Source organism: Candidatus Borrarchaeum sp., assembly GCF_019058535.1.
GTDB lineage: Archaea > Asgardarchaeota > Sifarchaeia > Borrarchaeales > Borrarchaeaceae > Borrarchaeum > Borrarchaeum weybense.
Window position 1 is genome coordinate 1 of record NZ_JAHPYX010000105.1, and the last position, 12522, is coordinate 12522.

The 12522-nt window shown below is 39.7% G+C and carries 11 protein-coding genes and 1 pseudogene; 5 read left to right on the plus strand and 7 right to left on the minus strand.

The window, feature by feature from the left end; all coding sequences use genetic code 11:
- The 4 genes and pseudogenes from QVB70_RS05760 to QVB70_RS05775 form a co-directional block, all read right to left on the minus strand.
- Positions 1–230 (minus strand): annotated as a pseudogene (locus QVB70_RS05760) (proteasome subunit alpha); the annotation flags it as partial.
- 574 nt (positions 231–804) lie between these two features.
- Positions 805–1002: a cold-shock protein gene (locus QVB70_RS05765; protein WP_287584309.1), complete on the minus strand. Its 198-nt coding sequence runs from the start codon at positions 1000–1002 to the stop codon at positions 805–807.
- 579 nt (positions 1003–1581) lie between these two features.
- Entirely contained in the window at positions 1582–2868 is a 1287-nt protein-coding gene (locus QVB70_RS05770; RefSeq protein ID WP_287584311.1) for an IS200/IS605 family accessory protein TnpB-related protein, read from the minus strand.
- Positions 2869–2988: 120 nt separating this feature from the next.
- A complete protein-coding gene (locus tag QVB70_RS05775; protein WP_287584313.1) occupies positions 2989–3183 on the minus strand; it encodes a hypothetical protein in 195 nt (64 codons plus the stop codon).
- A gap of 86 nt (positions 3184–3269) precedes the next feature.
- On the opposite strand from QVB70_RS05775, the gene QVB70_RS05780 reads away from it, so the two are divergent.
- On the plus strand, positions 3270–4112 hold the full coding sequence (locus QVB70_RS05780) for a DsbA family protein (protein ID WP_287584315.1): 843 nt from the start codon (positions 3270–3272) through the stop codon (positions 4110–4112).
- A 169-nt stretch (positions 4113–4281) separates the two neighbouring features.
- Here QVB70_RS05780 and QVB70_RS05785 read toward each other — a convergent pair whose 3' ends face one another.
- Positions 4282–5220, minus strand: coding sequence for an MBL fold metallo-hydrolase (locus QVB70_RS05785; protein WP_287584317.1), 939 nt, complete (start codon positions 5218–5220; stop codon positions 4282–4284).
- 377 nt (positions 5221–5597) lie between these two features.
- Entirely contained in the window at positions 5598–6734 is a 1137-nt protein-coding gene (locus tag QVB70_RS05790) for an ABC transporter substrate-binding protein (RefSeq protein ID WP_287584319.1), read from the minus strand.
- A 248-nt stretch (positions 6735–6982) separates the two neighbouring features.
- Between QVB70_RS05790 and QVB70_RS05795 the strand changes: the two genes are divergently transcribed.
- From QVB70_RS05795 to nadC, 3 genes are all read left to right on the plus strand, one after another.
- On the plus strand, positions 6983–7813 hold the full coding sequence (locus QVB70_RS05795) for an aspartate dehydrogenase (protein ID WP_287584321.1): 831 nt from the start codon (positions 6983–6985) through the stop codon (positions 7811–7813).
- A gap of 10 nt (positions 7814–7823) precedes the next feature.
- Positions 7824–8741, plus strand: coding sequence for a quinolinate synthase NadA (nadA, locus tag QVB70_RS05800; protein ID WP_287584323.1), 918 nt, complete (start codon positions 7824–7826; stop codon positions 8739–8741).
- Between the two features lie 86 nt (positions 8742–8827).
- Positions 8828–9676 carry a carboxylating nicotinate-nucleotide diphosphorylase gene (gene nadC, locus QVB70_RS05805; RefSeq protein ID WP_287584325.1) on the plus strand — a complete coding sequence of 283 codons (849 nt, stop codon included), beginning with the start codon at positions 8828–8830 and terminating at the stop codon, positions 9674–9676.
- 167 nt (positions 9677–9843) lie between these two features.
- On the opposite strand, the gene QVB70_RS05810 is transcribed toward nadC, so the two are convergent.
- Positions 9844–11337 (minus strand): threonine synthase, encoded by a 1494-nt coding sequence (locus QVB70_RS05810; protein ID WP_287584327.1) that lies wholly within the window; start codon positions 11335–11337, stop codon positions 9844–9846.
- Positions 11338–11432: 95 nt separating this feature from the next.
- On the opposite strand from QVB70_RS05810, the gene pdxS reads away from it, so the two are divergent.
- On the plus strand, positions 11433–12398 hold the full coding sequence (gene pdxS, locus QVB70_RS05815) for a pyridoxal 5'-phosphate synthase lyase subunit PdxS (protein ID WP_287584329.1): 966 nt from the start codon (positions 11433–11435) through the stop codon (positions 12396–12398).
- Positions 12399–12522 lie beyond the last annotated feature (124 nt).

Here is a 12522-nt window from a genome sequence, read left to right on the forward strand (position 1 = left end):
CCAATATGCTCATCAATTTTGAATATTTTTTCGACGCTCTCTGGGACCACAAGTCTGCTGAGAACTCGCTTTTCAACCGTTAAGACCGCACCCACTCCTTTGACTTTCATTCCAATGGCAGTAGTTCCACGTCTTATTGCCTCGATCGCATATTCAACTTGAAACAATCTCCCATCTGGAGAGAAGATAGTTATCGCACTATCATATCCCATACCTGGCTCCATTCCCATGTTCATTAACCTCCAAATTGGAATGCCTAACTGGAATGCTGATCATGTCTTTAAAAACATTTAGTTATTACCTTAGTCAAAGTTATCTGATAGTGTCATACAATCAATTTAAACTTATAGCATTAGAATTCAAACCTATACTACGCAATTGCTCAATGGAAATACATGGAATAGAGCTCGTGTAAAACTATTACGTCTCTGTAAATGATAAATGCACTATACTCAAATGAGCTTCAAATTTCTTTGAACATATGTTCTAATTTATCCTATTTAAAATCCACTTTATTTCGTATAATTGAGTTGAGGGAAAAAAGAATTAGAAAAAGAAAATACAATGGCCGCACTAAAGTATTCTATGAAACCGGTGAAACTGAAAAAGGAACCTTCTGGACCGACTGGCACAGAAATACTCTTTCTCAGTGTGCACCTCTTCAATAGAGCTACCAATTAATGCGGTTAGTACGATGTGAATTAATTTTCAGAAAAATGAACGTCAGAATATCCTTCCTTCCATTCTATTAATCTTCGACATATTCACATTGCGGAAGGCTTTACAATGTTTTTAAAGCCAGCTTCACTCAATTATTCTGAGATTGGTGGCTTTCGGACCCTTATATGAGTCTTCTACGTCGAATTCGACTTTTTGTCCTTCTTTCAGATCATGTGCACCTTTTATTTCTGAATTGTGGATAAAAATGTCATCTCCACCTGTATCTGGTTTTATAAATCCGAATCCTTTGAAATCTAGCCATTTTTTGACAGTACCCTGCAAAACAAATTCACCTCCACTTAACGAACTAAATCAACAAAAAAAGTCAACTAAAATGTCAATAAAAAAACTCTTTTTCGTTCATATGCGAGGCAGCTCTTTTAAATCCTTTGGTTGTAACGAGAAATTTTAGTTCTTATTTGAAACTAGAATCCTAACGCGAAACTCAGAAAGATGGGGATCCAAAGGAAAGTAGGACAAAGTCAAAGGAATAAAAGTGGTGCGTCTTTTCTCCTTTTCTTTTCTTTCAAAATATTTAGAATTGAAAAGAAGAAAATTATTTGTTTGATCTGAAACAAATCTCCCTCATGTATGAGAAGCTGAACTGATAGCCTATGCAAACGTTGTAGGGGCTTATAGCTTTCCAATTGACGATCACATTCTGGTTGAGATTCATTAATTGTTACAATATCGCAAGTTCCAAATCTTTTTAATAGACGAAAGACAATTGTGTATAAAAACGTCTTCTCCGCCTGTGTCTGGTTGTATAAATCCGTATCCTTAAAATTCTAGCCATTTTTTGACAGTACTCTGCAAAATAAGTTCACCTGGTCACGATACCTTGCCATATCTTCATATACGTTACCATATGTTGATAGTCAGACAGGGGAAGGGCGCTTTTAATTTGTCCAGCAAGGACAACCCCTCCCTACCAGGAATCGGGAGGTAGCCTCCATCCTCTATTATTGAGGACTTCATCGCCATCCAGAATTTCATACTTTTGAGAAACATTCGGTACTGGATGGGGGCAGTTAGCCCGCTTTTTCTCCTTCGTCCACGTCTCCGCCTTCCATAGGCCTCATATAACGGAACTCCGAAGAAAAATGTCTTCAACTGCTTGAATAAGTCATAGTTGATGACCTTAAGGGCGAACATCATCGCCGCGCATTTGTGGATGTCATAACCTACTATTTGAGAGATCACATCCCCTAACTTGCTGGTATAGGCCTCCGACCTCTCATTCACCTTTATACCCTGCAATTCCAACCGCTTCAACAGCTGTCGAAACTTGTACTGCGGCATTTGGCGAATTTTTCTCGTCGCTTTCTTGCTGTAACTCCAAAACTTGCCCGTATTGAGTTGCCCGACCACCACCTCGGCGTCGTAGTGTCTCGCAAGGTTGCCGATCTTTTCCACCAGTTTATTCAACAAATGTTCACGCTTTCCTTGCTTGGTGTGCTGTGTTTCGTAGTGATTAAACCTCCCTATCGACATAACCCTGCCATCGTCCTTGTTCATCACTGCGAAATCGGTGTGCCCGGCATTTATGTCTAGTGTCATCGCTCGCGAGGCCTTCCGTATCACACTAGGTAGTTTAATGGATATACGTAGGTCATAACCCTGATCAAAGTTCCGCCGCTTAATTTGTACGGTGTAAGGCTGCGACCCGTCCAGATATCTACCGTATTTGTCGAGATATTTTTGCGGGATGAATATCTTAGCAAAAATCCACTTGTTATCCTTATCGTTGCGACAGGTATTGATGCGCAATTGCATTGTGCCAAGATAGAGTCTGAGATTGAGATTGCCCTGCTTGGTACGGTCTCCGTGAGAAAGCAGGAGCGCATTTCGGCGCTTCTTGTATTCTTCCTTGGTAATAGTGCCTTTCTCACGCAGCCGCTGGTTCTTCAACCCGCCAAAGGTGGTGTTGTAAGGCAAATTCTTTATGGAGTAATACGCATCTTTAATATAGCGAGAATTAAGCCCGATTTCTTGCTGAAGGATGGTTTCGATAGTACAGGTCTGCACACCTTGGCGTTTCAGAGAGAAGGCACGCCTTCGAGCGGTATTGAATCGTCTCATAAGGTCTTTCAGAGCCTGTGTGTCTGCGAGTGAGATGATAACCCCAGAAAGTGTTATAGCAGCCATAATAGGTCACTTACACTAAGCAGTATGTCACACCATCTTTATAAGCAGGCAGACACCAACATATAACTATAAAAGTGTACCCGCAGTCTGAAAGCTTCAGAAGTATGAAGTTATGTGAAGTTAAACTACATTAACGGGAACTGTTAATCCTCCTAACTGTAAAGGAGTCTCTAAACTTATCAAAGTTTTATTTAATTTTCTGGAATATATTTTAACGATTGATGCGAGCAGCGGCCATATGTATACAGGCAATAACTCAATTTGAATTAGGCAAAGTAAGAAGCTCCATCCAAAAAATTGTGAGTAGTCACCCATCCAGAACACACCTCTATCAATAGAAATATAATCGCTCAAACTATGAACCCTTGACTTGCGTTATAGATGCTAACGAAGGTATTCACGTGTCACGCCATATTATTGAGTTGCTAGAGTTTCAGGATCCCTACTGCACGTGGTGTTGGGGAACTGAGCCTATCCTTAGGAAGATCAAAGAAGTCTACGGAGACCAAGTTAAGATACTTTTCAAAGCAGGTGGGCTCGTTGAAGACCTCGATGAAGAAATTACAACACAGTGGTTAGAACAGGTTCCACAACACTGGTTAGATGCTTCTGAGAGACATGGCATGCCTGTGGATGTTCAAGTTTGGCAAGATCTGCAAGGAGAATTCCACTCCACATACCCCGCCAACATAGCTTATAAGGCTGCGCAAATGCAGGACCCAGAATTAGCCGATAGATTTCTAAGGAGAATGAGGGAAGCAGCATCAGCTGAACGTAGATTTATACATAAGAGAGAGGTACAGGTTGAGTTGGCAAAAAAAGTAGGCTTAGATTCAGAGAAGTTCATCAATGCTCTTGAAAACAGCTCAGCTGAACAGGCCTTTTACGAAGATCTTGAGGAGTATAGAGCCTCAGGTAGCAAAGCGTACCCAACTTTTATCATTACGAACAGACAGGGAAAACGAGTGCTTCTGAGCGGATATAGGAGCTTTGAATTTTTTGAAAGAATTTTTAACGATCTGGCAGGAGACGAGTTAGTCAAGAAGATGCCTGAAGCGACCAGTGAAAACATTTTAGTTTTCGTTCATAAATATAACAAAGTGGCTACCAAAGAAGTAGCTGAAGCCTTCGATTTAACGAGCCAACAAGCCGAAGAGATGTTGAAAATTCTTGAGTCTGAGGGTAGCGTGGTGAGAAAAAAAGCTGGGAATGGTTATTTCTGGCTGTTAAGTATTAGAACTTAAGAAAGTGTGATTGTTATCCGCTGCCTTCAATTCATTATAGCTTTTCTAGAAATGAAGAGATAAGGCTGTTTCAAAGCTAAAATCCCCCCCAACTTGTTGGGTGGTCTTCTCGCCAACAAATCTATAAAAAAGCTTATATCTCATGGTTGAAAGTTACAGAGCTCCTTAATTATTGAAACACATAAGTTGTTCCCACAGTATTAAGAAAGAATTCGCCAGGCATCTCCTTGGCGAACTGGTTGATAGCTTTCCATCCGGTGCAATGCATAGGAACTACAAAATCAGGACCTATACTCTTCATTTCCTTAATCGTTGGCGCAATGACTGACTCAAACGCCGGTCCTGTAAGATGAAATCCGCCTAAAACTGCATGAATACTATCCGTCTGAGAAATTTTCTTGAGATACTTGACTGTATTTATGATTCCAGCGTGAGAGCACCCACCGATAACTACCAGTCCACGATCCTTGATGTTAACTGCTATCCCTTGATCATCATTGAAAGGGTCTACAATCCAGCTATCTTCAATTTTCGCTTCAGCCCAAGGAAAACCTTTCTCAAAATCCGTCACTCGTTCCACTTCTCCCGATATTAAGATAAGATCTGATGCTACTGTGGAAGGTTTCTTCGATTTGTTAAGTGATGCTCCAGCCTCCTTCAAAGTTTGTTCGCTTAATGTTGGCATGTTCACCGGTTTTTCTCTACGGGGGATATTAAGACGGCGCTGGAGGAAAGCCTCTGGATGAAGAACAAGCGGTATTTCCTGCTTAGTCCTCTTTAGAACTCCCACCAGACCTCCAAAATGGTCAAAATGACCATGACTTAAAACTATGGCCTCAATTTTTGTTGGATCTATACCTAAAATGGCCATATTGTGGAGGAGACTAGTTTCTGATATGCCTGCGTCCATTAAAACGGTATGTATCTCCGAATCCGCATAGACTTTGATGAGACATGACAAACCATGTGCGGCTAGAAGTGAATTCGGAGGTGGAATTCGAGGTCGTTTGAGTACATCTGTGCTCTGAAGCAAGAGAAGATCTGTATAATTATCCTCTAAAATCGTGACTTCCAGTTTGTCTGCTTCTCGGAGTTTCAATTTTTGCATAGGAAGAACTTCCTTTGTTTTTTTTTGATTCCTCAACTTCGTGATGATTTTTTGTCAAATACCTATTAATTCGATTAATTTAGTATGACTATTTGCGCATTTCACATATAAAAACAACGGAAAATAGGAATAACTAAACCCATTATACCAATCAAAAACCAATTGTTGTAGTGTCAATAGTTTTTTCCGTACGAAATTTAGAACATATGTTCAAATAACATCCTGATTTCATTTTGGTGTCTTAAATTTGTCAAAAGAGCAGAACTAACGGTAATAATAATATATTATGTATTACGGAGTGTCCATAATCTGGCTTGAGAAATCTCAGTTAGAATCGTTTTTAAAAAGAAATAAGTTTTTCGATGGTTATAGAAGATCTAGAAAGCTAAAATCTTTCGAATTTCTCTTTCGTCAGTTAATCGTAAACGATAACATCTTACGACGGCATTAATATCCTTTTCAGAGATAAATGGACTATAAATGAAATGATCATAACCCTTCCTAACCAGTCTATCATTTATTTTTAGTTTATTTGCAACGCATTGGATCGCCATATCACGCTTTTTGGCAATCTGTTCGAAGGCTTCAAAATACCCATTCATGAATTTGTCAATCAACCATGCATTACCTTCCAGAAAATTAGCATTAGCCGCAAGTGTGCAACATGGAAGTTCAGGAAAAGATTCGGAGTACCACAATAAGACTTTACCTAGGTTTTCTAATTCTAATTTAGTGATGTAAGGCTCCCAGATAGAGACCGCATCTATTTTTCCAGTTTTAAGAGCATGATACATGACGTCAGGCGAATTATAAAAGATTATTTTACAGTCTGCATAAGAATCTAGTCCATTGTTTTCTAAAATCGTTCTTAGATTCATTTCCATTGCAGATAGTTTAGATGAGCCTATTCTTTTATCTTTCAAATCATCTACATTGCAAATACTTTTGCAAAACAAATCATTTCTTATCACAATAGCACTGCCTTCTCGACCAGCGCCAGCGATGATTTTTAAAGAGCCAGTTCGTAGCGCTACCGCGATTTGCGTGATAACTGGCGTCACACACAGATCCAAGATGCCTTTACCCAGAGCTAAGGTAGCATCTTCGACATTTTGAAACTGAATTAGCTTTAAATTGATGTTATATTTCTTAAAAATAGTTTTTTCTGCAAAAAATAGGGCTGCATATTCTGCTGCAGGAACAAATCCTAAGTAAACTGGATAAAGATGTGTTTTCTTATCTAGCTCTCTTACAGATTCCTCTTTTGGTGCGTTATTAAAAAGCCATATTCGGTTAACTTTCCCGATTTCTTTTCTTTTTATAATTCTGCTCTCTTTTTCTAATTCTTTAAGAAGCATAGAGATATAAGTAGTTGACAAGGTGAGTTTTGTTGGGAGTTCTGCTTGAAAAATGCCCTCTTCTCCTACAGCAGTTAAAAGGTCTAGAATTTCTTTCTTAGCATCTCTTTTGCCTGCAGATTTGTATTGACGCTTGTTATGGATATTGGGATCCATCTGGTTGACTCCAATATTTTATATCAGTTAATTTATTTAAATAACAGTATAACTATTCAGTTTTTTAAATTTTATTCTTTTGATATATATTTTTAAGTTATCCATAAAATATATATACATGTCTTTAAGTAAATTTCCTCACCTTTACTTCAGATGGTTGTTTGCGAAATGAATCAAACGAACTGATTGCAATTTTAGCATCGATTTTAGCCGATTAATCACTAACGGGAATGTAAGGGAGATCATCAATGAGTCTTAATGTTGCAATAATTGGATGTGGAGCTATTGGACAAGTAATAACTCAATCTATAGAGAGGGGTTCAGCTGGCGAAGGTATTCGCATAGTAGGTGTCTTTGATATAATACAAGAAAAAGCCAATTATTTCGCTAAAATTCTCAAAACTCCATTTAAAATATACAATACTTTTTCTGAACTTATTCACGATCCGGAGGTCACTCTTGTTGTGGAAGCAGCATCACAAGAGGCTGTTAGAGAATATGCTGTAGAAGTTATTCGTTTCAAAAAGGATTTAATGGTATTGAGTGTAGGAGCTTTCTCTGACGATTTGTTATTCTCAAAAATTCAAAAATTAGCTAATATGAATCATAGGAAGATCTATATTCCTTCTGGCGCAATACTCGGTCTTGATGGTGTTAAAAGTGCTGCAATTGGCACTCTGACTTCTGTTAATTTGATTACCAGAAAACCTGTTCGTACATTAGAAACCTCAAAGTATGTTCTCGATAACAAAATTTCACTCAATGAACTTAGTGAACCTATTACTCTTTACGAAGGTACTGCAAGAGATGCTGCCAAGAATTTTCCCAAATCTGTCAATGTTTCAATGATATTAAGTTTAGCTGGCATTGGTGCTGATAGAACTATTGTCAAGGTCATTGCTGATCCGACAATTGCAGAAAATATACATGAAATACATATCAAAGGCGATTTTGGTGAAGCTATAACGAGATCTGAGAATATTCCTTGTCCTGAGAATCCAAAAACGAGTTATCTTGCAGCTTTGAGTGCGGTTAGAACTCTGAAAAATATCTCCACACATGTTTGTATTGGCGCATAGAGGTGAATTTATGAAACAACTTCAAGAAGAGATTCTAAAATTAAAAGAGAAAGAAAATGCAATTCTGTTAGTGCATAATTATCAAAGGCCAGAAGTCCAAGAAGTAGCGGATTACTTAGGGGATTCTTTAGCCTTGTGCAGAAAAGCTCAAAGTGAAACAGATGCAGATATTATTGTATTTTGTGGAGTTGATTTTATGGTAGAATCAGCAGCTATCTTAAGTCCAGATAAGATGGTATTAATTCCGGATCCCTCTTCGAGGTGTCCTATGGCTGCTCAATGCCCGAAGAACACAGTAATCGAAGCAAAGCGGAAACATCCAGGAGTTCCGGTGGTCTTGTACGTGAATACACTCGCTGAAGCTAAGGCTGAAGCTGATGTGATGTGCACTTCTTCGAATGCAGATACGATTGTAAGAAGGCTTGGAACTGATAAGGTAGTTTTTGGTCCAGATTGGAATCTTGGATGGCATGTTGCTCGTCAAGTGGATTCTGGACTTGAACTTATTCCTATTCCTGAGCATGGATACTGTTATGTCCATAAAATGTTTGATCCTACAACACTTCATTCCCTAAAAACCAAATATCCTAATGCTGAACTTGTTGTTCATCCCGAATGCGATCCAGAAGTGCAAAAAATAGCAGATCATGTAGGAAGCACGCAACAAATGCTCGAATGGAGTAAAAAGACATCGTCTGATGTTATCATCGTAGGGACGGAGATAGGCCTAGTCGAACGAATGAGACGAGAAATTCCAGGAAAAACCTTCATTCCAGCTCTCAATGATGCTATCTGTCATAATATGAAAAAAATCACGCTTGAAAAGATAAGAGATGTGCTCGTAAAGAAGAATTATGTTTGTATGGTTCCTGATGAAATTGCAGAAAGGGCTAGAAGTGGAATCAAAAAAATGGTCCAACTTTCATAATGGCAATTTACTTTTGCCTTTAATACATTTAAAGGCCTTTCAATTTTTAACGAATTTTTAATGCGCCTATTAGGGAGATGCATTTGATGGACGAAGTTCTCACGAGAGATTTCATAAAAGAGATAATGAAAAGTGATCTAGGTTATGGTGATATCACCACTAACTCATTGATTAATGAAAATATGGTAGTGGAGGCGAAAGTATCCACAAAAGAGGAAGGCATCTTTGCCGGTGCCAAAATTGCAAAAGTTATCTTAGAACTCTTTGATTTACACCCTCTTTATATTCGACAAGATGGTGAACAAATTGGCCGGGGAGATACGTTACTAGCATTTATAGGACAAGCACAATCTATTCTAAACTGTGAGCGTACCTTGTTAAATTTCTTAATGAGGATGAGTGGAATAGCTACATTAACTTCTTTGGCACTTAACATCGCAAGGAAATTGAACAACTCTATTAGAATTGCCTCTACAAGAAAAACAACGCCTGGGTTTAGTTATTTTGAAAAGAAAGCTGTTGAGATTGGTGGCGGTGATACGCATCGGTTCAGACTGGATGATCTGATACTCATTAAGGACAATCATATTGCTTTGGTTGGGGATGTTGAACAGGCTGTTAGACTTGCAAAACAAAAGACCAGTTTTTCGAAGAAAATAGAGGTTGAAATTACTACACCTGCTGATATCGTAAAGATCGTTGAAGCTGGGGCCGACATAGTCATGCTAGATAACATGAGTGTTTCGGAAGTAAAGCAAGCTATTGAATTATTAATTAAGAAAGGATTTCGGAAGAATGTCATTTTGGAAGTTTCAGGAGGAATAACGCTAGAAAATCTCGATGAATATGCTGAAACTGGGGTTGACATAATTTCGATGGGTGTACTTACGCATTCCTACACATCACTTAATATGAGTTTAGAAGTTATATCTTAGTAAAGAGGCTCTGACATACTCATACAGCTCAAGCAGCTTTATCTAGGGTCAATAATTGAATTATTCTTCCCTTAACTGTTAAGACAAGACGCCTATCATGCATCGAATCCCATTCCCTTTATTTTTTAATATGTTTTTAAGGATTAAATGACATAAGCCAATATTTCCTACATCGACGCATTCATTTGCTTTAGTGCATTTAACATAGCCTTTCCTCGATCTGTGATAGTATAATACTTTCTTTCCGGCTTCCCAAAAATCGTTGCTATTCTTGTATGTCTAATCAGAACGAGTCTTTCCAAATCTGCCAAATGCTGATATACCGTTGGGATTTTGATTTTGATATCAAATTTTTGGGTGAGTTCTCGCCAGATAAAATAGCCATATTGTTCGCTCTGTGATAAGATTTCAAGTATTAATTGTTTTGTTTCACCTATCTTTGTTGAGAAGGTTCTTTCTGCACTTGGATGGATTAATCCTTTTAAATTTTTGGCCCGCTTGACGAATCTTTGCATGGCAATTGGATCCTTGAGTCCCATTCCTGTAATTACACAAACAACGACGTCGCTAGGATCAATTTTTCCCAGCTCCACCAGTCGTTTGGCACAGGCGATGGTTGAAGAGGCAGCAAGTTCCGCGAAGATTCCTTCTGTTTTAGCAAGAAGGTGTGCAGCATCCAGCATTTGTTCGTCAGTAACCGCCAAGGCAGTCCCTTCTGACTCTTGCAGTGTTTTGACTGCTAAATCGCCCATCAAGGGATTTTTAAAGCATATATCTCTGACTATCGTGTTGATTTTGTCGGATGGTGATACCTCCATTGACCCCTTCTGAAAGGCCTGCACTATTGGAGCACATCCAGCAGCTTGTACACCGATCATGGTCGTGGAGAGGTCTTCTAGGATTCCCAAAGAGACAAACTCTTTAAGTCCCTTCCAAATCATAGAGAGATGTCCACCATTGCCCATCGGCACAATAATTCGATCTGGTGCTTTCCATTCGAGCTGTTCACAGATTTCAAAACCTGTTGTTTTTTCTCCTTCAAGAAAGACAGGATCTGCTGGTGTGACCGTCATTGTGTTTGACCCTATGCTTTGTGCTTTTTCTAAGGCTTCTTCAGATGTCTTGGTAGGTCTAATGGTTGCTCCAAAGGCAATCATTTGATAAAGTTTGCCTTGATCAATAGGTCCTGACAGATAAACGAGACAGCGCATCGCGGCTTTGGCGGCATAGGCTGCAAGAGAAGCACCTAGGTTGCCCGTGACGCCACAGCCTAAGGCACGAACGCCAAATTCTTTAGCTTTGGAAACCGCAACTGCAGTGCCTCGATCAATGAAGGAGCCCGTAGGATTTGTGGTTTCATTTTTAATGAAGAGATTGGTTAGGCCAAGCTTTTTGCCTAATCTTTCGCACCTATGGAGAAAAGTGCCTCCTTCTCCGAGAGAAACTATGTTTGATCGGCTTGTGATGGGGAGGATTTCTGAATATTTCCAGATGCCTAGGCCACGCTTCTGAAGGTCCTGTGGAGTAAGTTTTTTTCTAATTGAATCGTAATCGTAGTTAACGTACAATATGCCATTGCATTTTTGACATAGTTGAAGGGATCTATCTTGCTTGTAGTTTTCTCCACAGCGGGTGCACTTGAGCATGCTTTCTAGGACCATGGGCGCGCCTTCCTTTAATCTATATATAGGTTCTATCCTATATTTAGAGGTTAACTTATATATATCTTCTTCAAGTCCTCTTAGTCGGGGTTAATATGATCTCGTTTGTTAGCACAGTTTCCGAGCAATTGGGAATACGATGTGAGACTTTTGAGGAATTTGAAATTATTCGTGGTACGACCTTAGTAAAACGTGGTTTTGCCTGTATGTTGAAGCATGGTGTCATCATGGATGTCACGAATGTGGAACAAGCGCAGATCGCGGAAGATGCTGGTGCAGTTGCGGTTATGGTCTTGGATCGGCTTCCATATGATGTCCGAAAAACTGGCGGAATTGCACGAACTGCTAGTCTTAAGGCGATCGAAGAGATATTAGATCATGTAACCATTCCTGTTATGGCTAAATGTCGAATTGGGCATTCAGGTGAAGCAAAGATTCTAGAAACTGTTGGCATCGACATGATTGACGAATCTGAGGTTTTGACACCTGCTGATGAGACCCGTCACATCTGGAAGTGGGACTTTACAACTCCCTTCGTCGATGGCGCCAGAAGCCTCGGAGAAGCGCTGCGACGGGTTGAAGAAGGTGCAGCAATGATAAGAACTAAGGGAGAACCAGGTACAGGTGACGTAGCAGAAGCAGTAAAGCATCTTAGACTCGTCAATAACGAAATAAGAGCAATAAAAGCAAGCTATGAGTCTGAAGACCATCAGGAACTGATCCGAATGGCTCGGGATCTAAAGGCCTGCTATGAGCTAGTAGCTGAGACTGGGCGATTGGGCAGACTGCCAGTTGTGAATTTTGCCGCTGGAGGCATAGCAACTCCGGCGGATGCCGCGCTAATGATCAATCTAGGATGTGACGGCATTTTCGTTGGTTCGGGCATTTTCAAATCGGAAGATCCATCAAGCAGAGCGGAAGCAATCGTTCTGGCAACGACCTTCTTTGACGATCCATCTACTGTTGCTGAGGCTCAAAAAATGATAGATGAAAAGAAATCCATGGTTGGATTGGAAAGCCAGCACCTGAAAGTTTGGATGCAGGAACGTGGGGCAACATGAATAGGTTATCTATTGGCATCCTTGGTTTCCAAGGTGCTATCGAAGAACATGTTTTCATGACCAAACGTGCTTCAAAACGAATAGGGCTTAACTGCAAACTCACATGGGTTAAGACGGTTGAAGA